The sequence below is a fragment of the Arthrobacter sp. ISL-65 genome, from assembly GCF_018613795.1.
GTDB lineage: Bacteria > Actinomycetota > Actinomycetes > Actinomycetales > Micrococcaceae > Arthrobacter.
In genome coordinates this window covers 50,654-72,704 of record NZ_JAGGPN010000012.1, presented here as the reverse complement: position 1 = coordinate 72,704, position 22,051 = coordinate 50,654, and the positions used below count along the sequence as shown (strand labels likewise).

At 65.7% G+C, this 22,051-nt stretch carries 17 protein-coding genes; 12 read left to right on the top strand and 5 right to left on the bottom strand.

Translation table 11 applies throughout. The features are described 5' to 3' along the window. Positions 1 to 24 precede the first annotated feature (24 nt). The 3 genes from J7I85_RS05585 (at position 25) to J7I85_RS05575 (ending at position 2,955) form a co-directional block, all read left to right on the top strand. Complete coding sequence (locus tag J7I85_RS05585; protein ID WP_214847750.1) at positions 25 to 1,419, top strand: glycoside hydrolase family 32 protein; 1,395 nt, start codon at positions 25 to 27, stop codon at positions 1,417 to 1,419. Between the two features lie 287 nt (positions 1,420 to 1,706). Then, positions 1,707 to 1,859, top strand: a complete 153-nt coding sequence (locus tag J7I85_RS05580) for a hypothetical protein (RefSeq protein WP_214847748.1) — start codon at positions 1,707 to 1,709, stop codon at positions 1,857 to 1,859. 133 nt (positions 1,860 to 1,992) lie between these two features. Continuing rightward, positions 1,993 to 2,955, top strand: a complete 963-nt coding sequence (locus J7I85_RS05575; RefSeq protein WP_214847746.1) for an SAM-dependent methyltransferase — start codon at positions 1,993 to 1,995, stop codon at positions 2,953 to 2,955. Between the two features lie 55 nt (positions 2,956 to 3,010). Here J7I85_RS05575 and J7I85_RS05570 read toward each other — a convergent pair whose 3' ends face one another. Next, on the bottom strand, positions 3,011 to 4,324 hold the full coding sequence (locus tag J7I85_RS05570) for an aspartate aminotransferase family protein (protein ID WP_214847744.1): 1,314 nt from the start codon (positions 4,322 to 4,324) through the stop codon (positions 3,011 to 3,013). Positions 4,325 to 4,390: 66 nt separating this feature from the next. Here J7I85_RS05570 and J7I85_RS05565 point away from each other — a divergent pair, with 66 nt between their 5' ends. The 4 genes from J7I85_RS05565 to J7I85_RS05550 all read left to right on the top strand — a co-directional run bounded on the left by J7I85_RS05565 (position 4,391) and on the right by J7I85_RS05550 (position 9,141). Next, positions 4,391 to 5,377: a D-2-hydroxyacid dehydrogenase gene (locus tag J7I85_RS05565; protein WP_308159400.1), complete on the top strand. Its 987-nt coding sequence runs from the start codon at positions 4,391 to 4,393 to the stop codon at positions 5,375 to 5,377. 90 nt (positions 5,378 to 5,467) lie between these two features. After that, positions 5,468 to 6,649: a M24 family metallopeptidase gene (locus J7I85_RS05560; RefSeq protein ID WP_214847740.1), complete on the top strand. Its 1,182-nt coding sequence runs from the start codon at positions 5,468 to 5,470 to the stop codon at positions 6,647 to 6,649. Between the two features lie 3 nt (positions 6,650 to 6,652). Beyond that, the gene (locus tag J7I85_RS05555; RefSeq protein WP_214847731.1) at positions 6,653 to 7,906 is read left to right on the top strand and encodes a PLP-dependent aminotransferase family protein; all 1,254 of its coding nucleotides are present in this window, start codon (positions 6,653 to 6,655) and stop codon (positions 7,904 to 7,906) included. After that, the gene (locus J7I85_RS05550) at positions 7,903 to 9,141 is read left to right on the top strand and encodes a M20 family metallopeptidase (protein ID WP_214847729.1); all 1,239 of its coding nucleotides are present in this window, start codon (positions 7,903 to 7,905) and stop codon (positions 9,139 to 9,141) included. Before J7I85_RS05555 ends, J7I85_RS05550 begins: the two co-directional genes overlap by 4 nt. A 191-nt stretch (positions 9,142 to 9,332) precedes the next feature. Here the strand turns inward: J7I85_RS05550 and J7I85_RS05545 are convergent, their stop codons facing one another. Continuing rightward, positions 9,333 to 9,845: a DUF3830 family protein gene (locus J7I85_RS05545; protein WP_214847727.1), complete on the bottom strand. Its 513-nt coding sequence runs from the start codon at positions 9,843 to 9,845 to the stop codon at positions 9,333 to 9,335. A 230-nt stretch (positions 9,846 to 10,075) separates the two neighbouring features. On the opposite strand from J7I85_RS05545, the gene J7I85_RS05540 reads away from it, so the two are divergent. The 4 genes from J7I85_RS05540 (at position 10,076) to J7I85_RS05525 (ending at position 17,536) form a co-directional block, all read left to right on the top strand. Next, the gene (locus J7I85_RS05540) at positions 10,076 to 11,353 is read left to right on the top strand and encodes an aspartate aminotransferase family protein (RefSeq protein ID WP_214847719.1); all 1,278 of its coding nucleotides are present in this window, start codon (positions 10,076 to 10,078) and stop codon (positions 11,351 to 11,353) included. Between the two features lie 7 nt (positions 11,354 to 11,360). Then, complete coding sequence (locus J7I85_RS05535; protein ID WP_214847717.1) at positions 11,361 to 14,435, top strand: FAD-binding and (Fe-S)-binding domain-containing protein; 3,075 nt, start codon at positions 11,361 to 11,363, stop codon at positions 14,433 to 14,435. Beyond that, a complete protein-coding gene (locus J7I85_RS05530; RefSeq protein ID WP_214847715.1) occupies positions 14,432 to 15,925 on the top strand; it encodes an NAD-dependent succinate-semialdehyde dehydrogenase in 1,494 nt (497 codons plus the stop codon). The genes J7I85_RS05535 and J7I85_RS05530 overlap by 4 nt, the downstream gene beginning before the upstream one ends. A 195-nt stretch (positions 15,926 to 16,120) precedes the next feature. Further along, complete coding sequence (locus tag J7I85_RS05525) at positions 16,121 to 17,536, top strand: amidase (RefSeq protein WP_214847713.1); 1,416 nt, start codon at positions 16,121 to 16,123, stop codon at positions 17,534 to 17,536. Between the two features lie 365 nt (positions 17,537 to 17,901). On the opposite strand, the gene J7I85_RS05520 is transcribed toward J7I85_RS05525, so the two are convergent. Beyond that, positions 17,902 to 19,296 (bottom strand): MFS transporter, encoded by a 1,395-nt coding sequence (locus tag J7I85_RS05520; RefSeq protein ID WP_214847711.1) that lies wholly within the window; start codon positions 19,294 to 19,296, stop codon positions 17,902 to 17,904. A gap of 183 nt (positions 19,297 to 19,479) precedes the next feature. Next, positions 19,480 to 20,133 (bottom strand): GntR family transcriptional regulator, encoded by a 654-nt coding sequence (locus tag J7I85_RS05515; RefSeq protein ID WP_190607915.1) that lies wholly within the window; start codon positions 20,131 to 20,133, stop codon positions 19,480 to 19,482. Between the two features lie 295 nt (positions 20,134 to 20,428). Between J7I85_RS05515 and J7I85_RS05510 the strand changes: the two genes are divergently transcribed. Continuing rightward, complete coding sequence (locus tag J7I85_RS05510; protein ID WP_214847703.1) at positions 20,429 to 21,175, top strand: maleate cis-trans isomerase; 747 nt, start codon at positions 20,429 to 20,431, stop codon at positions 21,173 to 21,175. A 104-nt stretch (positions 21,176 to 21,279) separates the two neighbouring features. Here the strand turns inward: J7I85_RS05510 and J7I85_RS05505 are convergent, their stop codons facing one another. Beyond that, on the bottom strand, positions 21,280 to 22,047 hold the full coding sequence (locus J7I85_RS05505; RefSeq protein ID WP_214847701.1) for an Asp/Glu/hydantoin racemase: 768 nt from the start codon (positions 22,045 to 22,047) through the stop codon (positions 21,280 to 21,282). Positions 22,048 to 22,051: the final 4 nt, after the last annotated feature.

Here is a 22,051-nt window from a genome sequence, read left to right as displayed (position 1 = left end):
CCACCCACAGCACGGAAGGATCACATGAACACGCAGGACCTCCGGCCCGCCCTCCACTTCACAGCCGCCGAAGGGTGGATCAACGATCCGCTGGGCGTGACCTGGAAGGACGGCCAGTACCACCTCTTCTACCAGTACGTTCCCGGCCGCACCACGTGGGCTTCCAACTGCCACTGGGGACACGCCACCTCCCCGGACATGATCGCCTGGACCGAGCAGGGTGTCGCCGTGGCACCCGGGGAAGGGGACGACGGCGTCTGGTCGGGTTCCATCGTCACCAGCACCGATGGTGCCGCCACCATGTTCTACACATCGGTCACCGAACCCGATATCGGCATCGGCACCGTCCGCATCGCCACTCCCGAGGACGGGTCCTGGGACACGTGGACCAAGGGCGGGAAGCTGATGACCGCTCCGGATCCTGGCGTGGTGGCTTACCGGGACCCGTTCGTTTTCCGCGACGGCGAACAGTGGCGCATGCTCGTGGGGGCCGGGCTGAAGGGCGGCACCGCCGCCGCGGTTTCCTACAGCTCCCCCGACCTCGCCGAATGGACCCTGGACGGCATCGCCGCGCAACGGAACGGCACCGAAACGGACCCCGTCTGGACCGGCACCATGTGGGAATGCCCGCAGCTGTTCGAGATCGGCGGCTCCCACGTCCTGGTCACCTCCATCTGGGAGGACGACGTGCTGCACTACGTGGCCTACGGCGTGGGCAGCTACTCCGGCGGAGAGTTCACCGCCCGGTCCTGGGGGCAGCTCAGCTTTGGCAAGAGCTACTACGCCCCGTCCTTCTTCCGGGACAAGGACGGTGCACCGTCGCTGGTCTTCTGGGTCCGCGGCGTGCTGGACCCGGACGGGAAATGGGCCAGCGCGCTCAGCATCCCGCACACGCTGACCCTCGACGGTGACGTCCTAGTGGCCACGCCACACGCGGACTTGGCCAAGTACTCTGAGCCGGGCCAACTGGAGCAGGTAGGCCCGGCGGTTTTCGAGACCGTGCTCGACGGCGGCGCGGACCTGCGCTGCACCGTCACCGCCGGAACGCTCATCCGCCTGTCCGGCCTGGAAGGGAGCTTGGACGGGACGCAGGCCGGAACCCCGGCCCAGGCCCTGGCCACCCTTCGGCACGACGGGGAGGGCATCCGGGTGACCGTCGACGGGAACGCCGACTTCGCCGACGCGCTCCTCCCGGCGGATGAGGGATCCGAACTCCGAGTGATCATCGACGCCGGCGTGCTCGAACTCTCCGGCCGGCAAGGGATCATGGCCGTGCCGCTGCCAATCGCGGAGTCACCCGTGACTCTGAGTGTGAGCGGTGCTGCCGGCAGGCCTCTCCTCAGCATGGTGACCACGCCCGCACCTGAAGTGGCGGATTTGTATCTGGCGGCCACCTCTTTGCCCTACATCCTCGGGTAGCTCCGGTGTCCGCTGCGGCTGCAGTTCCTGTGCGGAAATTGCGGTCGCAGCGGAAACTCCGCTTCAGGAGTGAATCGACGCCTGCACGGTAACCGGCTACGACGGCTGGTACTGCCCCGAGATCTTCTGCGACAAAGTGGCCGAACTCCGGGTTTTGGTCCTGCGACGCGGTGTGAGCAGACGGATACAAGAACGAAACGTTGGATCGACGCAATGAAACATGCCATGGCTACGCTAATTCCTACCTGAGAGAGTGTCATCCGCAGGTCATTTGAAAGGAAATAGCCATGCTTTGGAATACCTTGAACCTGTTTTTCAATTCCTCGCCCAATGATGGGAACTCCGCATTCGGCGAGGCCGGATCGAACACCGATTTCCCCCAGGGCCAGCTCACGTCCTCGGCCTGGGAAGGCTGGTGGGACAACCCCGCACAGGCATGACCGGCATGGGGATCGCCGGCCGTTGAACCGGGAGTCCCCGCCCGGTCTGCGCCGGAAAGCCGTTTGGGAACCCGTCATGGCCACCACGGGGTAGGCTCGCCAACAGTGATCCACGACGGCGGGGAGGCCAGGCATGACTGAACCTACAGGCAGTACCGAACTCGAGGACCAGGGGCTGCCGTTGACGGCCCTTGCGGTGGCCGCGGGCCGCGCCGTCGAGACATCGCGGGCAGACCCGCTTGTGACGGATCGATTCGCTGCTGCATTGGTGGTGGCCGCGCGCTCCCATCTGGACCTGCCGACGGTGTGGCCGGCGGAACCGGCGGAGGCCCCTCCCCTGCAGCAGCCTCTTCTGCTGGCGTCCATCTACATCGGCATGCGGACCCGGTTCATCGACGAATTCCTGCAGTCCGATACGCCCACCGCACAGACCGTGGTTCTCGGGGCGGGCCTCGACACCCGGGCGTTCCGCCTTGACTGGCCCGCCGGCGCCAGGGTCATCGAGATCGACAGTGCCAACGTCCTGAGGTTCAAGGCCCACGTGCTGAGCCGGCTTGCTGCGGAGCCTCGGTGTGAACTGATTTCCCTGCCCGCGGACCTGTCCCTGCCGTGGCGGGAGCAACTCCTCGCCACGGGCTTTGACCCTGGGCAGCCCACCACTTGGGTCCTCGAAGGCCTGCTGCCCTACCTGGATGCCGCCTCCCAACGTGCCCTGCTGGAGGAAGTAGCTGCGTTGTCGGCGCCGGGATCGCGGGCGGTGATTGAGCGGGCCGTACCCCTGCCGAAGACGGACGACATCGAAGCCAAGCTGCGCGAGTTCAGTGAGCAGACAGGCCTGCCCATGAGCGAACTGCTGGCGCGGGCCGACCCGCCGGACCCGGTGGAGCTGCTCGAACCAGCAGGCTGGCGCTGCAGCAGTCACGCGGTGGAGGAGCTGTGTGCGACGTACGGCCGGGTCCTGTCACTGGAGGCGGACGCCGGGGCAGGACCAGGCGGGACCGGTCCGGGCGAGTATGGACCGGAGCGCACAGAACCGGAGCAACAGCCGGCGCCAGCCCAGTCCCGGGGCGGCTTCGTGACAGCTTGGCTGCCGTGAAACAGCTTCATGATGCTGGCTTGAGGACGCGGCTGTGCCCTGCACGCACCTCCAGTCATGGAGGCCCGCGCAGGGCACAGCCGTTGCGTTCCTGGGCTCCTGTGGTGGCGGGGATGGCTCCGGTGACGGCGCCGACGGCGGTTTCGAAGCGTTCCAGGCCGAGGGTGATTTCCTCGGCGGTGACGACCAGGGCGGGGATGAGGCGTACGACGTTGCCGGCCGGGCCGCAGGTCAGGGTCAGCAGGCCCTGGGCGGTGGTGGCCTGCTGGACCGCGGCGGCGGTTGTGGCGTCGGGGGTGCCGTCCTCGGTGGTGAATTCGATGCCCTGCATCAGGCCGCGCCCGCGCACGTCGCCGATGACGGGGAAGCGGGCCTGGATTTCCTTGAGGCCGGCCTGCAGCTGCTCGCCGCGGATCCGGGAGTTTTCCACCAGCCCTTCTTCCTTGACGACGTCCAGGGTCGCGACGCCGGCGGCGGCGGAGACGGCGTTCCCGCCGTAGGTGCCGCCCTGGGACCCGGGCCAGGCCTTGGACATGGTCTCGGTGGAAGCGGCGATGGCGGAAATCGGGAAACCGGAGGCGATGCCCTTGGCGGTGATGATGATGTCCGGGGTGGCGGTGGAGTACTGGTGGCCCCAGAACTTGCCGGTACGGCCCACGCCGGCCTGGACCTCGTCGAAGATCAGCTCGATGCCGTACTTATCTGCACGTTCGCGCAGTCCTTCCATGAACGCCGGCGGGGTGGGCAGGTAGCCGCCGTCGCCCAGGGCCGGTTCGATCAGGAACGCGGCCGTGTCATTGGGGGCGGTGCGGGTCTGGAGCAGGTAGTCCAGTTCCTGCAGCGCGAACGCCACCGCCGCGGCCTCGTCCCACCCGTACCGGTAGGCGTACGGGAACGCGGACATGTGCACCCCGGCCATCAGCGGCGCGAACCCGGCGGAAAACTTCGTCCCCGCCGTCGTCAGCGACGCCGCCGCCACCGTGCGGCCATGGAAACCGCCCTGGAACACCACAATGTTCGGCCGGCCCGTAGCCATCCGGGCCAGACGGATAGCAGCCTCCACCGCCTCGGACCCCGAGGTGGCGTAGAACACCGAATCCAGGCCCGCCGGAAGGACCTCGCCCAGCTTCTGCGTCAGCGCCAGCAGCGGCTGATGCATCACCGTGGTGTACTGGGCATGAATAATCTTGCCGACCTGCTCACGCGCCGCCGCCACCACCCGCGGATGGCAATGACCCGTGCTCGTCACACCAATACCGGTCGTGAAATCCAGGTACGCCTTACCATCCGTCCCATAGATCCAACTGCCAAGGGCATGATCCACGACGACGGGCGTTGCTTGCTTCAATGCGGGGCTAAGGGAAGTCATGCGCTCAATGGTGCGCTGCGGATCCGCTTATTGTCAACAATCATGCGATCCCGGTATGGTTGTGGCGTGAGTAACACTGATAAGCCAATCCCCCGCGTTGTCATACTCGTCGCGGAAGGCCAGCCCCGCCCCTATAACCTCGCCGCCATCAAATCCAGCGCCGACGTCGTCCTGACCGATGCCGCCGGCCTCCCCGAAGCCTCCCGGGGTGCGGACATCCTGTTCCTTTGGGACTTTTTCTCGTCAGCGCTCAAGGAGGCCTGGCCGAACGCAGATTCCCTACAGTGGGTTCATGTGGCCGCCGCCGGCGTGGACGCCATGATGTTTGACGAGCTGCGCCGCTCCGATGTGGTGGTCACCAATGCGCATGGAACTTTTGACCGGCCCATCGCCGAGTTCGTACTGGCTTCCATCCTCGCCCACGACAAACAGCTCCACCTCAGCAAGGCCCTGCAGCAGCAGGCCGTCTGGCGGCACCGGGAACTCACGCGCACCGAGGGCTCGCACGCGCTGGTGGTGGGCACCGGAGGAATCGGCCGCGCCACCGCCAGACTGCTCCGCGCAGTGGGACTGGAGGTTCAGGGCATCGGCCGCACGCCCCGCGAGGACGATCCCGACTTCGGCGCCATCCATGCCAGCTCCGAGCTGGCCGAGCATGCAGCCTGGGCAGACCACGTGGTGCTCATCGCGCCGCTTACGGAGCAGACGCGGAACATGGTGAACACCGATGTCCTGGCCGCCATGAAACCGACAGCACATTTGGTCAATGTGGGCCGCGGGGCACTTGTGCATGAAGAAGCTCTGATCAAGGCCCTCCAAGAGCAGCAGATCGCCGCGGCCTCGCTGGACGTATTCACCGAAGAGCCGGTCCCCGCAGACCACCCCTTCTGGAAGATGGACAACGTGCACATGTCCGCGCACATGTGCGGCGACGTTCTCGGCTGGCGCGATGCCCTGGCCGACCAGTTCCTGGCCAACCTTCAGCGCCGCTCCTCGGGCCAGGAGCTGGCCAACGTGGTGGATAAGGAGCGCGGCTACGTCAGAACGGTCTGACAGCGCTCCCCACAAACGTCCGCAGTTTTGTGGTTCACGCCACAAAGGCTACTTTGTGAACAATCTACTATTTCTATTGGAGGTGTCTTTTTGCTGTTCAGCCAAGAGGAGTACGACGCCAGGCTCGCCGGTGTTCGTGTGCGCATGGCCAAGCAGGGTCTCTCCGCCCTGCTGGTCACCGACCCGGCCAACATTTACTACCTGACCGGCTACAACGCCTGGTCCTTCTACACTCCGCAGCTGGTTTTCGTGCCCGCTGACGGACCCATGCTCCTCTTTACCCGGGCCATGGACGCCGGCGGCGCCTCCCGCACCACCTGGCTGCCCGAGGAATGCATCGTGGGCTACCCCGAACAGTACGTCCACCGCCCGCACGTGCATCCCTTCGACTGGGTGGCCTTCGCCCTTCGTGAGCGCTACCTCATTGCCCCGGCCGCCAAAGGATGCGTGGGCCTGGAAATGGACTCGCACTTCTTCTCCCCCAAGGCCTACCGGTCCCTTGTCAACGCCATTCCCGAATGGACGCTCGTGGACAGCTTCGAGCTGGTCAACTGGGTCCGCTCCATCAAGTCCCCGGCCGAGATCCAGCTGATGCGCGGCGCGGCGCAGGTCTGCATGGCGGCCATGGAAGCGGCCGTGGAGACCATCGACGTCGGCGTGCGCCAGTGCGACGCCGCGGCAGCCATCAGCCAGGCGCAGATCAAGGGTGCCGGCGGCATCGGCGGTGACTATCCGGCCATTGTGCCGATGCTGCCCACCGGTGAAGCTGCGGACACCCCGCACCTGACGTGGAGCGAGAGCCGCTTCGAGGCGGGACAGGCGGTGGTCATCGAACTCGCCGGCGCGCACCAGCGCTACCACACACCCCTGGCCCGGACGCTGACCCTCGGCAAAAAGCCGGAGCGCCTGGCCAAGTTGGCAGACGCCGTCGCGGACGGCCTCAACGCAGTGCTGACCGAAGTGCAGCCCGGCGTTCCTGTCCGCGAACTGGCAAGGGCCTGGAACTGGACGCTGGCCAAGTACGGCCTGGAAAAGCCGTCCCGCATCGGTTACTCGATCGGCGTCGGCTATCCCCCGGACTGGGGCGAGCGCACCATTTCCATCCGCTCGGAGGATGAGTCCGTCCTCGCGGAGAACATGACCTTCCACGTCATCGGCGGCATGTGGATGGACAACTACGGCTACGAACTCTCCGAATCAATCCGCGTCACGGCCGACGGCGTGGAAACCTTCACCAGCTTCCCCCGTGAACTCATCCAGAAAGGCGGCTAGTCCGTGACCGTTGACCACTTCGCCACCCGCTCCCGCGCAGTGTTGCCCCTGGCCGACCGTGCCGCCGACCTCGTCGGTTCCGTCATCGATTCCAGCACTTCCCTGCTGGCCTCACAGACCCACGACATTGTCCGCTTCGCCATGGGCTCCCCGGCCGATGAGGCGGTGCCGCTAGAGGAATTCCGCGACATCGCCCACCAGGTCCTGGACCACAGCTCCATGACCTACGGCGCCACCGAGGGTGAACCCGTGCTCCTCAAGGCCCTGGTGGACTACCTGGCGGAAACCTCGGACCCCACTTCCGAGGAACGCGTCACCATCACCGCCGGCGGCATGCAGGGGCTGGACATTGCCTGCAAGCTCTTCATCAACCCCGGCGACCTGGTGATCGTGGAAAGCCCCACGTACACCAACGGCAGCGCCACCGCCCTCAGTTACGGGGCCGAACTGCTCGAAGCACCCACTGACGAGAACGGCCTCATCGTCGAGGCCCTCCCGGACCTGATTGCCGCTGCTGGCCGCACACCGAAGGCCATCTACACCATTCCCAACTTCCAGAACCCGGCCGGCGTCACCCTCTCCCTGCCGCGCCGCCACCAGCTGCTGGAACTCGCCCACGAGTGGAACTCCGTCATCATCGACGACGATCCTTACGGACTGCTGCGCTTCCAGGGCGAGGACCTGCCGTCCCTGCAGGCCCTCAGCCCGGGCGATCCCCTGCTGTTCTCCGTCCGCACGTTCTCCAAAATCCTGGCCCCAGGCCTGCGCGTAGGCTGGGTGGACACGGACCCGGCGCTGCGGCAGCTGGTGATCAACGCCAAGCAGGCGATGGACACGTGCACCAACGTTCCTGCGCAGCACATCGTTGCCGAGTTCATTCGCCGCGGTGGACTGGACAACCACCTCGCAGGGCTGCGCACAGAGTACAAGCGCCGCAAAGACTCGATGCAGGAGAGCCTGCGCCGAAACCTCGGCGACAGGGTCACCACCACCGATCCTGAAGGCGGCTTCTTCCTGTGGCTCACCCTCCAGGGTGAGGATGCCCGGATCTCCACGCGGAAGCTCTTCGAGACGGCCCTGGCAGAAGGCGTCGCCTTCATCCCCGGACCGGCCCTTTCCGCCAGCGGAAAGTTCGACGACGCCCTGCGGCTCTGTTTCGCATCCACCACTCCCGAACGGGCCGAGGAGGGCATCATCCGCCTCCGCAACGCCATGGACCGGGAGCTGGCGGCACTGAAGGCCGGGGCTCCGGTATGAGTTCCGTCCCTGACACCCAAGTGCTCGGGAACAACCTGCGGGACCGGGAACTGCTGGAACACACGGTCCTGAACCTGATCAGCGAGCCTGATCTTGTTGCCCTTACCAAGGATCTCGTGGCCGCCGGGGGCGAAAACCCCGGCGGGACGGAAGCGGCAACAGTAGCGGTCCTGGAAGACTTCTGCCGCGCCGCCGGACTGGACGTATCCACGGAAACCGTCGCCCCGGGGCGGCCGAACTTCACGGCCGTCCTGCCCGGCGGCCGGGCGCCCGGCCTGCTGTTCCTGGGACACTCCGACGTCGTGCCCGCCGGGGGCGGCTGGGAGCGGCCGCCGTTCGAACCCTATGTCCGGGACGGCCGGCTCTTCGGCCGAGGGTCAACCGACATGAAAGGGGGCCTGGCCACCGTCGTCATCGCGCTGAAGGCACTCAAGGAGGCAGGCGCAGACCTGCCCTTCAACGCTGCGCTGGCCTGCACGGTGGACGAGGAGGACCTGGGCATCGGCATTCGGGCGTATACCGCCGCGGCGCGGGAAGATGGGGGCTTCTCTTACTCTGCCTGCGTAGTGGCCGAGCCCACAGACTTGGAGACGGTGATCGGCTGCCGCGGCGACAGCTACATCGAACTGAAAGTCACCGGCAAGTCGGCCCACTCGGGCCGGCCGGCGGACGGCCGGAACGCGATTGATGCAGCCGCGAAGATCCTGGGCCTGGTCCGCGACGACCACGCCCGGCTTCAGGCCGAGCAGGACGCGCTGCTGGGCGCCGGGAGCTGGAACATTGGGCGTATCAGCGGCGGCACCGGCACGTCCATGGTGGCTGCCGAATGCACCGTGTCCCTGGACCGACGGCTTATGCCCGACGAGGACGCGCACCTGATCCTGGACAGGCTCCGGGCGCGGATCAGCGAAGCCGGCATCGATACCGACGGCATCACCATGACGGCGGAGGTCACCATGGAGATGCCTGGGTTCCGGACGCCGGCGGACCATCCGCTGGTGGCGAACTCCGTCTCGGCGCTGGCTGACGCCGGCGTGGACAGCGCGGTCACCGGCTGGACAGCGGCGTGTGACGGCGGCTTCATTGCCCGCGACCTCGGCGTCCCGGCGGTCGTCATGGGACCCGGCGGACTGAACGACCAGGCGCACCAGGTGAACGAATCCGTGAGCATCGCAGAACTGGTTGCGGCAGCCCGCGCCTACGCCCTGATGTGCCTGCGGCACGGCCGGAGCTGACAGCGTCCATAAATTCAGCGCCTGGCTTCGAAGTTTGGTAACCGAGAACAGGCAAATCCAGAACGGCCGGCTGCACCTTTCGTGCAGCCGGCCGTACTTGTGCTTCCGCTGGCTTGTTGGCGCTTCCGCCGAAAAACAGAGCAGCCGGGCCGCTGGAAGCGGCCCGGCTGCTCACAATCGTGGGTGCGTGCCTACGGGGTGGAGTCTACGGCGCGGGAGTACGTCAGCGTCTCGTCGCGGGCACCGCCCATCCAGATGTCCTGGCAGGCTGCTGCCATCTCATCGAGGCCCTCAACGATGGTGGCGAAAACGTTCCCGGGAACCCATCCGGTGTCACCGTTCAGCAGCAGGTTGTTGCGGCCGTAGAACACAGCCAGGTCCACGATGGTCTGGACGGCGTCAGTATCGGAATCCTGCTCGTAACCGTGCGAGGGCGTCTTCAGGTCGTTGGAAGTGAACGTGAAGTAGCAGACGTCTCCGGGGATGGGAGTGACAGTGGTGTTCTCCGCACCCGGTTCCTGCGGGGCGAAGGCCGGCACGAGGTTGTAAATCTCGTTGCGGGCGTACTTTCCATGGAACACCTGGCTGCTGAGCGGCAGGGCGTCCCAGACCGCCTTGCTGGTGCGGGGGGCGACGTCGTCGTGCAGGAGCGCCTTGCAGGTGACCCCGCGCTTCTCGAGGGTGATGTTGATGTACCGCGCCATGTTTGCCTTACTTCCTGGTTGGGTTTGATAACTGGATTTGATGGCATTGGGTTGCTGTTGTGCTCTCAGGCTATGTGGGCTCCATCACGATTGTCAACAATCCTACCGGCCTGAACAAGCCAGCGCCGCGGGCCGCAGGTCACTCCCAGCGTGTGACGGGAAGCACCTTTGGTGCGTTGGATTTCATGACTATTGTTGACAATCGGGCAATTCAAGGCAGAATTGACTGCATGACTTCCCTTAGCCCCGCATTGAAGCAAGCAACGCCTGTTGTCGTGGATCATGCCCTTGGTTCCTGGATTTACGGCACCGATGGTCAGGCGTATCTGGATTTCACGACCGGTATTGGTGTGACCAGCACCGGTCACTGCCATCCGCGGGTGGTGGAGGCGGCGCGGGAGCAGGTGGGCAAGATCATCCACGCGCAGTACACCACGGTGATGCACCAGCCGCTGCTGGCGCTGACCCAGAAGCTGGGCGAGGTCCTGCCGGCCGGGCTGGATTCGGTGTTCTACGCCACCTCCGGGTCTGAGGCGGTGGAGGCTGCTATCCGCCTGGCCCGGATGGCCACGGGCCGGCCGAACATTGTGGTGTTCCAGGGCGGCTTCCACGGCCGCACGGTCGCCGCGGCGTCCCTGACCACGGCGGGCACGAAGTTTTCCGCCGGGTTCGCGCCGCTGATGGCCGGGGTGCACATGTCCGCGTTCCCCTACGCCTACCGCTACGGGTGGGACGAGGCGGCCGCGGTGGCGTTCGCGCTGCAGGAACTGGACTACCTGCTCCAGACCCGCACCGCCCCCAATGACACCGCGGCGTTCCTGATCGAACCGGCCCTGGGCGACGGCGGCTACCTGCCCACCCCGCCGGCGTTCATGGAAGGACTGCGCGAACGTGCAGATAAGTACGGCATCGAGCTGATCTTCGACGAGGTCCAGGCCGGCGTGGGCCGTACCGGCAAGTTCTGGGGCCACCAGTACTCCACCGCCACCCCGGACATCATCATCACCGCCAAGGGCATCGCATCGGGCTTCCCGATCTCGGCGATCGCGGCGTCCACCGAGACCATGGCCAAGGCCTGGCCCGGATCCCAGGGCGGCACCTACGGCGGGAACGCCGTCTCCGCCGCCGCCGGCGTCGCGACCCTGGACGTCGTCAAGGAAGAAGGGCTGGTGGAAAACTCCCGGATCCGCGGCGAGCAGCTGCAGGCCGGCCTCAAGGAAATCCAGGCCCGCTTCCCCGTCATCGGCGACGTGCGCGGGCGCGGCCTGATGCAGGGCATCGAATTCACCACCGAGGACGGCACCCCCGACGCCACAACCGCCGCCGCGGTCCAGCAGGCCACCACCACCCAGGGCCTGCTGACCCTGACCTGCGGCCCGGCCGGCAACGTCGTACGCCTCATCCCCGCCCTGGTCGTCACCGCCGAGGAAATCACCCTCGGCCTGGAACGCTTCGAAACCGCCGTCGGCGCCGTCACCGGAGCCATCCCCGCCACCACAGGAGCCTGAGCACTCCATGATTGACGCCGCACATCCCCCAGCGACCCCGGCAACGGACGCCGGCAAGCAAGGTGAGGACACCATGCAGCCTGCGGTCCTGGCCCGCCTGGCGTCGGCCGGCGTGGCAGCGGACAGTTCGCCACGCCGCCTCGCCGAGTACTCCTACGACGCCTCCAACTACCGGGTGGCACCGCTGGCCGTGGTCTTCCCGCGCACCGTCGAAGACGTCATCGCCACTGTTGCCGCCTGCCGCGAAATGGCAACGCCGCTCATCGGCCGCGGCGGCGGAACCTCCATGGCCGGGAATGCCATGGGTCCCGGCGTCGTCCTGGACTTTTCCCGGCACATGAACCGCATCCACAGCATCGATGAGGCCGCCGGCACGGTGGCCGTGGACCCGGGAGTCGTCCTCGCCGTCCTCTCCCGTGAAGTCGAGAAGGCAACGGGCCACCGCTACACATTTGCCCCGGACCCGTCCTCCAAGAACCGTGCTACCGTCGGCGGGTCACTCGGGAATGACGCCTGCGGCAATCACTCCGTCCGCTACGGCCGGACCTCTGATCACGTGGCAGAGATCGACGTCGTCACCTCCGACGGGGCCCGGCTCACCGCGACGGCCACCGGACTGCGCGCAACCGATCCCGCGGACGCGGTCTCCGAACAGCGCGCTGCCGTCCTCACGGCGCAGCTCAAGGAACTGGCCCACAACAACCTGGCCGGGTTCCGCACCGAGCTCGAACGCATCCAGCGCCAGGTCTCCGGCTACCATCTGGCCAACCTGCTGCCAGAAAAGGGCTTCAACGTGGCCCGCGCCCTGGCCGGGTCTGAAGGGACCTGCGCCGTCATCGTGGGTGCACGGATGAAGCTGGTCCCCAAACCTGCCAGCGCCCTGCTGGTCTGCCTGGGCTATGCGGATGTGGTGGACGCAGCCAAGGACATCGGGACCATCCTGGAGTTCTCCCCCGCTGCCGTGGAAGGCATCGACGAGGCGATCGTGGACACCATGCGCTTCCGCCGCGGGGACCGCTCTGTGCTTGGCCTGCCCGAGGGCAAGGCCTGGCTCTATGTCGACCTCGACGGCGACAACCCCGGCGAGGTTCAGGCCGAAGCGGACCGCCTGCTTGCCCGCCTGAAGGAAAACGGTCGGCTGGTGGACGGCCGCACGGTTCCGGACAGCATCGAGCGCGCATCCCTGTGGCGTGTCCGGGAGGACGGCGCCGGGCTTTCTGCACGGCTCTCCACCGGAGGTGAATCCTGGCCCGGCTGGGAGGACTCCGCCGTGGCACCCGAAAGCCTGGCCGACTACCTCTCGGACTTCCGCGAACTCCTCGCACGCCACGACCTCAAGGGTGTCATGTACGGCCACTTCGGTGCCGGCTGCATGCACATCCGCATCACCTACGACCTGCGCACCGAGACAGGCCGGGACGTTTTCCGGAAGTTCACGCGCGAAGCCGCCGAACTGGTGGTCCGGCACGGCGGCTCACTCTCCGGCGAGCACGGCGACGGCCGGGCCCGCTCGGAACTCCTGCCGATGATGTACTCGCCGGGCATGCTGGCGGCTTTCGGCGACTACCGCCGCATCTGGGACCCGGCAGGAATCCTGAATCCGGGATCACTGACCGAGGCGGACGCGATGGACGCCAACCTTGCCCTCGACGGTGTTCCGCAGCGGCAGTGGCGGACCAGCTTCGATCTCCGCCCGCTCGGCGCCGGCGGCGGCTCGCTGGCCGAGACCGACTCCCCCGATACTTCTGCTGGGAGCGGCGCGGACCCCTGGGTCCATGCCGTCCAGAGCTGCATCGGCGTCGGCCGCTGCCGCACGGATGCCGGCGGCGTAATGTGCCCGAGCTACCGCGCCACCAAGGACGAAAAGGACTCCACCCGCGGCCGCTCGCGCGTGCTGCAGGACATGGTCCGCGGGGCCCGCACGGTGGAGGAAGGCTGGAAGTCCGAGGAGGTCCGCGAGGCACTTGACCTCTGCCTCTCCTGCAAGGCCTGTTCCAGTGACTGCCCCACCGGCGTCGACATGGCCACCTACAAATCCGAGTTCTTCTCCCACTACTACGACGGCAAGCGGCGCCCGCTCTCGCACTACTCCCTGGGCTGGCTGCCGCGCTGGCTCAAGATCACCGGGCGGATCGCGCCCCTGGTCAATGCCGTAATGTCCACGCCCATGGCTAAAGCAGCGTCCGCATTGGGCGGTCTCACCACCAAGCGGGCACTGCCCCGCTTCGCGGGAGCCAGCGAGTGGCGGAGCGAGGTGGCCGCGGCCGGCGTCGGGCCTGTCCGCAAGCCCAGTGACGGCGGCAACCCACCAAGCGGGGAGGGCGTGGTCCTGTTCGTGGACACCTTCACCCGCGGCTTCCGGCCGGAGGTCGCAGGAGCAGCGGCACGGGTTCTGGCCAGCACGGGTTCCGCCACCGAATGCTCCGCGGACGCCTGCTGCGGCCTGACCTGGATTTCCACCGGACAGCTGGATACGGCCAAGAAATTGCTGGGCAAGGCCGCCGTCGCGCTCGACGACGGCACGGACCGCCCCATCGTGGTGGTCGAACCCAGCTGCGCCGCCGCGCTGCGCAAGGACCTTCCCGAGCTGGTCCATACAGACCAGGCCCGCAGGGTCGCAGCCAGGGTCCGCAGCTTCGCATCCCACATCGAAGAGCTCACCACGTCAGGATGGAAACCGGCTCCCGCACAGCCGCTGCCGGACCGGGTGGTGCTGCAGACCCACTGCCACGAATACTCCGTCTTCGGCGCCGGCACCCAGCGCTCGGCGCTCGGTGCGATGGGCGTCAGCGCCGTCGTGGATGCCACCGGCTGCTGCGGCGTCGCCGGAAACTTCGGCTTCGAAAAAGAGCATTTCGACGTCAGCATGCAGGTGGCCGAACAGTCCCTCGCCCCCGCCCTGCGGCAGACGGATACGGACTCCGTGGTCCTCACCGACGGGTTCTCCTGTGCCATGCAGGTCCAGCAACTCGACAGTTCCAGACCGGGCCGCCATCTGGCCCAACTCCTCGACCCTGGCGAACAGGCAGACTTTGCCAGCCGCCAGCCACTCCCTTCCACAGCAGAAAAGGATTACTCATGACCATCCAGGCAACCACCAACTCCCGGACCTCGCAGAAGGCGCTGGATGCCGTCGCCAAGGTGAGCACCAACCTGTTCATCGACGGCGAATGGTCCGAGGCCGCTTCCGGCGCCCGGTTTGACGTCGTCAACCCGGCCACCGAGGAAGTCATCGCCACCGTGGCCGACGGCGGCCCGGAGGACGCCCGCCGGGCTATCGAAACCGCCGGCCGCGTGCAGAAGCAGTGGGCCAAGACCCCGCCCCGCGAGCGCAGCGAAATTCTGCGGCGCGCCTTCGACCTGATCATGGCCCGGCAGGACGAGCTGGCGCTCATCATGACTACCGAAATGGGCAAGCCGTTCGCCGAAGCCAAGGGCGAGGTGGCCTATGCGGCAGAATTCTTCCGCTGGTTCTCCGAGGAGGCCGTGCGCATCGGCGGCGACCTGACCACCACCGGTGACGGCAAGAACCGCATTCTCGTCTCGAAGGAGCCGGTGGGCCCCTGCGTGCTGGTGACGCCGTGGAACTTCCCGCTGGCCATGGGCACCCGCAAGATCGGCCCCGCCATCGCCGTAGGCTGCACCATGGTCTTCAAGCCTGCCAACCTCACCCCGCTGTCCTCCCTGGCACTGGTGGACATCCTGATGGAGGCCGGACTGCCCAAGGGCGTGCTGAACGTCGTCACCACCACCAAGGCTTCCGAGGTGGTCACCCCCTGGATGGAGAGCGGCATCGCCCGCAAGGTCAGCTTCACCGGATCCACCGGAGTGGGCGTGCGGCTCCTGGAACAGGCGGCGAAGAACGTCATGCGCTCCTCGATGGAACTCGGCGGAAACGCACCCCTGATCGTGTTCGAGGATGCCGACCTGGACCGCGCCGTCGAGGGCGCGTTCGCAGCTAAGATGCGGAACATGGGCGAGGCCTGCACCGCCGCCAACCGCATTTTCGTCCAGCGTTCGGTCGCCGCCGAGTTCTCGGCCCGGCTCGCCAAGCGCCTTGGCGCACTCAAGGTGGGCGACGGCGCGGAGGAGGGCACCGACGTCGGGCCCTTGGTGGAAGCGAAGGCGCTGAACAAGGTCCAGGAACTGGTGGACGACGCCGTTGCCAAGGGTGCCACCGTGGTCTGCGGCGGTTCCCGCCCCGAGGGCAGCGGCTACTTCTACTCCCCCACGGTTCTTTCGGACGTCAGCCCGGACGCGGCACTGATGAGCGAGGAGATCTTCGGCCCGGTGGCCCCGATCATTCCCTTCGACACTGAAGAGGAAGTGGTCCGGCTGGCCAACGACACCCCCTGGGGCCTGGCCAGCTACCTGTTCACCCAGGACCTGGACCGCGCCTTCCGCGTGGGCGAGGAACTGGAGGTGGGCATGGTGGGCCTGAACACCGGCATTGTCTCCAACCCCGCCGCTCCCTTCGGCGGCATCAAGGCGTCCGGTCTCGGCCGTGAAGGCGGCCGCGTTGGCCTGGATGAGTTCCTGGAGATCAAGTACATGGCCCTCCCCCGCCTCTAGGGCGGCGGCACCGCTGCACAGTAAAGACGTCTTCCTCCGGGAACAGGCCGGCGCCTGTTCCCGGAGTCGTTTTCTCCCTATAGTTAATGTCAACAATCCTACGAGCAGGTGTGCCCTTCTTGATGCTGCAAGCCCCCGGCGCACTTAACCACGAGCAACCCTGGAACCCCAGCGGAACCAGTAGGAGGAACAAGAATGAGTGATCTTACCGATCTGACAGCAGGGGAGCTGTTGGCGGGATACCGGAACGGCACAGTCTCCCCCGTGGAGGCCACCCAGGCTGCCCTGGACGCCATTGAGGCGGGAAACTGCGACGTGAACGCGTTCGTCTCCGTCGAGGCAGAGAGTGCTTTGCAGGAGGCCAGCGAATCCGAAGCCCGGTGGCGACAGGGCGAACCCCTGGGCCCTGGTGATGGCGTCCCCACCTCCATCAAGGACATCTTTTACACGCGGGGCCGGCCCACGCTGCGCGGCACCAACCTGATCAATGCCGATGCGCCTTGGGATCAGGACGCGCCCTGCGTGGCGAGGCTGCGGGAAACAGGCGCCGTACTCATTGGAAAGACCGCCACGCCGGAATTCGCCTGGAAGGGAGTGACCGACTCCCTTCGCCACGGCTCTACCGGCAATCCCCGGGCCCAGGGTCTGACGTCGGGCGGGTCAAGCGGCGGCAGCGCCACAGCTGTGGGGCTCGGAATGGGCCCCTGGTCTGTGGGTACGGACGGCGGCGGCTCGGTGCGCATCCCGGCCGCATTCACCGGAACGGTGGCCATCAAGCCCACTTACGGACTGGTTCCCATGTTCCCTGCCAGCCCGTTCGGAACCCTTGCCCATGCCGGGCCCATGACCCGGACCGTGGAAGACACCGCCCTGCTGCTGGATGTGATCACGGGCTTCGATTCGCGCGATTGGTCCGCTCTCCCGACGCCGGCAGGGTCCTTCCTCGACGGACTGGACGACGGCGTCAAGGGGATGCGTGTCGCTTTCTCCCCCACGCTGGGTTTCGGCATCAACGACCCGGAGATCGAGCGGCTGGTGCGGGCCGCAGTGGATGTGCTGGCGGACGCCGGCGCCGTCATCGAGGAAGTGGATCCCGGCATCGAGGATCCTGTGGAGGCTTTCCACATTCTGTGGTTCGCGGGTGCTGCCAAGGTGCTTGAGGCCTATGGCCCGGACGCCATCAACAAGGTGGATCCCGGGCTGCGCCGTTCCATCCAGGAGCAGGGCGAGATCAGCGCCTCTGACTTCCTTGGTGCCACCGCTGTGCGTATGGACCTTGGGGTGAAAATGGGGCTGTTCCATGAAACCTACGACCTGCTCCTGACGCCCACCCTCCCCATCCCCGCCTTCCCGCGGGACCGGGACGCCCCGGAAGGCTGGCATTCCCCGAACTGGACGAGCTGGACTCCGTACACTTACCCGTTCAACATGACACAGCAGCCGGCGATCAGTATTCCCTGCGGCATCACCGAGGCCGGCCTCCCGGCAGGCCTGCAGATCATCGGCCCCCGGCACGCCGACCGCAAGGTGCTTCGTGCGGCCCAGACGTACGAAAAGGCCGCAGCCTGGGGTACGGAACGGCCTGCACGCCTCGCCGCCCACCACAGGTAGCCGCACAACGTCCCCTCCGCGAAGTTCACGAAGGGGGAAACAGGAAAGCAGAGGCGCCATTTTGCATATGGCGCCCCTGCTTTTTCCGTTTAAGGCCTAGTCTGACGGTTCTTAAGTCCTACCTGGCACGCTTCTGCCGGTCTCCGGCCCATCGCCGTCGCCGTCGATCACCATCCGGGGCTGACCCGCCATCGGGGCTGACCCGCCTGGGTAGCCGGCCGCCGGGCCCTCCCATCCCGGGCATGCCCGGATCGACAGTGGTCACCAGCACCCGTGAGCTGATGTTGGGTACGCCAAAAGCCCGCGGCGGGCGCCTGAACAATCGCTCAGGCGCCCGCCGCGGGCTAAAACCGGTCTTGCTGGATTTATCGTTCCAACCCGCGCGGGATGGGGAGCTTCTTGATGCCCGGAATCTTCATGTTCCGCAGCGAGGCTCCGGCGGTCTCCGGCATTTTCCACACGGCGACCAGACCCACGAGGCAGGCGCCCATCATGTAGAAAGCCGGCATCAGAACGTTACCCGTGGAACTGACGAGAAGCTCGTTCATCATGGGAGCGGTCCCGCCGAAGATTGCGGTGCTCACGTTGTAGGTGATTGCGAAGCCGGCGAACCGCACCTGCGTGGGAAACATGGCCGGGAAAGTAGCGGAGATTGTGGCCAGCTGCGGGAGGTACAGCAGGCCCAGGACAGCGAATCCGAGCATCGCGAACCAGAAGCCATTGGCCATGACCATATACATGGGGACGGCCATGACAAAAAGGCCAATAAGCGAGATGAACCACATGGGCTTTCGTCCAAGCTTGTCCGAGCGGGCTCCGGCCAACGGAATCATCAGCATCATGACAAGCTGGCCCACAAACATCAGCGTCAGCACCGTGTTGGCGCCCATGCCCACGGTCCCTTCCAGGTAGGTGGGCATGTAACTGAGCAGCGTGTAATTGACGACGTTCAGCGGAATGACCAGGCCGGCCACCACCAACATGGGCCGCCAGTAATGGCGGAGAAGGTCGCGGAGGGCAGTACTGGTGGCCGGTTCCAGCTCTCCGCTGGCCTCAAGCTCACGGAAGACCGGAGTGTCTTCCAGCCGGTTACGCAGGTACATGCCGACGATACCGAGAGGCCCGGCGATAAGGAACGGCAACCGCCAGCCCCACTCGGTCATGGCCCCGTCGCCGAGCAGCAGGCTGCAGAGCAGAACGACGAGCGAACCGAGCGCAAACCCGCCCAGGGTGCCGAACTCCAGGAAACTTCCACAAAAGCCGCGCCTCTTATCCGGCGCGTATTCGGCCATGAAGGTCGCTGCGCCGCCGTACTCGCCTCCAGTTGAGAACCCCTGGACCATGCGCAGCAGGATCAGCAGGGCCGGGGCTATCCAGCCGGTCACAGACTGGGTCGGCAGCAGGCCGATGGCGAAGGTGGAGGCCGCCATCAGGATGATGGTCAGCGCGAGTACCCTCTTGCGCCCAACCCTGTCACCGAGAGGGCCCCAAAACAGCCCGCCGAGAGGCCGCACGAGGAAGGACAGCGCAAAAGTGGCCAGCGTCCAGACGGTTCCCATTGCTCCTTGGCCCGGGAAGAAGTTCGCTGCGATGTAGGTGGCGGCCACGGCGTAAACGCCGTAATCGAACCACTCAGTGGCGTTACCCATTGCTGAGGCAGCGATGGCGCGGCGCAGAACCTTCTTGCCTGCTGGTGAGTTTTCCTCCGGAGTCACGAACCCTGCGCCGGAGCCAGCTCCAAGCGGTTGTGTTTCTGACATGTCAATCCTCGATTGGTGGGAAATGTATCGCTCATCACACTACCGGACTGTCCCATTGTTGACAATAGGAGGAAAGCATTGCACTTGCCGCTTGCGCCAGGAAAGGGCAGGGAATGCGAAAGGGCCGCCAGACCATTGAGTCTGACGGCCCTTAACGGACCCAGCTATGGATAAACGGGCACCCTACGGAATAAGCCTCATCAGCGCGTCATCCATGTGTTCAGCCAGTAGCTTCTCCGCGAGATCTGAGTCCCCCCGTGAGATCGCCTCTGCAATTCCCTTGTGCTCGGAGATGCGCTTGTCCGCCGTGTCGTAGGTGCTTTTGAGCGCATTCAGGCACATTTGCGTCTCCGTCAGAAGCGTGTCATGCATCTTCTTAAGCCGCGGACTGCCGGCCAGCTCAACCAGGAGTGCATGAAAACGCATGTCAGCCTCGGTGATTGCCTGGCCGTCGGGCGTTGCGGCAGCAGCCTCCATCGCGCGGACGGCCTCCATCAGCTTGGCGGCACCGCCCTCCGGGTCCGTGCCGGCCACCCGATTGATGGCTGCAACCTCGACGGCCGATCGGGCCAAGTAGATGTCACGGAAGTCGTCCTGATCCATCGACACCACAAAGAGGCCCCGGTTCCGGTAACTCACGAGCAAACCCTCCTGCGTGAGCCTCTGCATGGCTTCCCGCAGGGGCCCGCGGCTAACGCCCAGCTCTTTTGCGAGTTCCGCTTCACCCAGCTGGACGCCGGGGGCGAAGTCACCGCGGGCAATGGCATCGCGGATTTTCCTGGCGATGATGGCCGGAGTGGACTCCTGCACAACCGGGTCTAAGGCTCCCCTTTTCATGCTGTTTCCGTTCTTGCTTCCAGGAAATCGACTCCTGGCGACTGGTTCAAGTTTAAGGCCGCCCTGCGGACAGCCTATGTCTCATGGTTGACAATAGGCATTTTACTCTTCAACAAAGACGCTCTTCGTCCGAACCACGGATTCCGTTAGGCCGCACGCCGAACATGCCTCAGAAGAACCGCCAGCTAATTCCGCCCCTCAGGGCTCTTCGATTGTCGACAATCCAACTGTATGCTATTTCCATGACACTGAACAGCCCCATGCCGTACCATGCGGCCCGTCGCAAAGGAGCGAAATGACAACTGTCGGAATGCTTTATCCCGGCCACAGCGCCGAGGACGAATACCCCTACCTAGAGTCGGTCCTGGGAGATGACATCCGTCTCCCGGTGGTGCATACCTCAGTCGGCGGTCCTGATGAGATTACTACCCACGAGGTGGAGGCACTTCTGGATCTGGGCAAGCCCGAGAGGCTGCTCTCGGGCGCCAGCGAGATTGCCCGCGAGCATGAAGCGGACGCCGTCATGTGGGCGTGCACCTCAGGCAGCTTTGTATTCGGCTGGGACGGCGCACACCAGCAGGCGCGGGAGATCCAGGACGCAATCAACGTTCCTACGTCTTCCGCCTCGCTGGCCTTCGCCGCAGCACTGCGCCACCTGGGCATCACAAAGGTTTCCATCTCCGCAACCTACCCCGACGATGTCTCCCGCCACTTCGTGGAACTGCTTGGCCACCAGGGCATCGAAGTCCTTGATATGGCTTCCCATGACATCGCCTCCGGAGAGGACGCCGGCGAACTTGACCACGACAGCGTGATTGAGCTGGCACTCAGCGCCAACGCTCCCGAGGCTGAGGCCGTCCTGATTCCGGACACCGCCCTGCACACGGTCCGCTGGATCAACGAACTGGAATCAGTACTCGGAAAGACAGTGCTCACTGCGAATCAGGTGACCGCCTGGTATGGACTGCAGCTCGCCGGCCGGACCGTGCACTCCGACCAGCTGGGCACGCTGTTCCGCCCTCTGCAGAAGAGCGCCTCCTAATACAGGCCACCACAGCGAACCAAAAAGACCTCCTGGCCAGCGGATATCCGCCGGCCAGGAGGTCTTTACTTGTCTGGTGCGCTCAGGAAGAAGCGGAGATCTTGCTACTTGACCCCAGCCTGGAGCAAGAGTTGGTCCGGACCTACGGCCTCGCGGCCCATCAGCCGCAGCCCACTCCATGCAGTAACCTGGTTGGCCGTGATCACCGGCTTCCCCAACTCCCGTTCCATATAAGCGATGAGGTCATAGGTGGGCAGATTGGTGCAGCTTACGAAGACGGCCTCGGCCTCCGGGCGGTCCGCCTGGCGGATCAGCTCGCAGGTGGTGGCGTACGGGACCGTCCAGATGTCGCGGTCCAGCCCCAGCCCCTCATGCGAGACCACCGACTTCCCGCCCTGCTCCAAAAATGACGTCAACCGGTTTGTAAGCTCTGCGAGATAGGGTGTGGCGACCGCAACCCTGCTGACACCCAGGGCGTCCAAAGCCATCAACAGGCCCTCCGAGGTGGTCACCGCTGCCGGCGCTCCCGCTTGGACCATCGCCGCCGAAAGTTTCCTGGCCCCCTCGACGCCGTGCACGAAGCTGCCGGACGTGCAGGCATATGTCACCACGGCAGGCCGAATGGCCACGAGACTGCGGACGGCGTCCTGGATTTCGCCATGGTCGCTGATCTCCTCGGCCATGTCCAGGCCTACGGGCTGGTCGTAATAGGGAGTCCGGGTAAAAACGAGGTTCACCCCGTCGGGCATCCAGCGCCACAGCTCGTGGTCAAGGGCCATATCGAAGGGGCAGACGACGCCGATATCCTGCCAGGGTTGCGGACCCGGCGGATCCGCGGCGGGTGCCAGAGCGGGGTTAGGTATGAGTGTCATACGT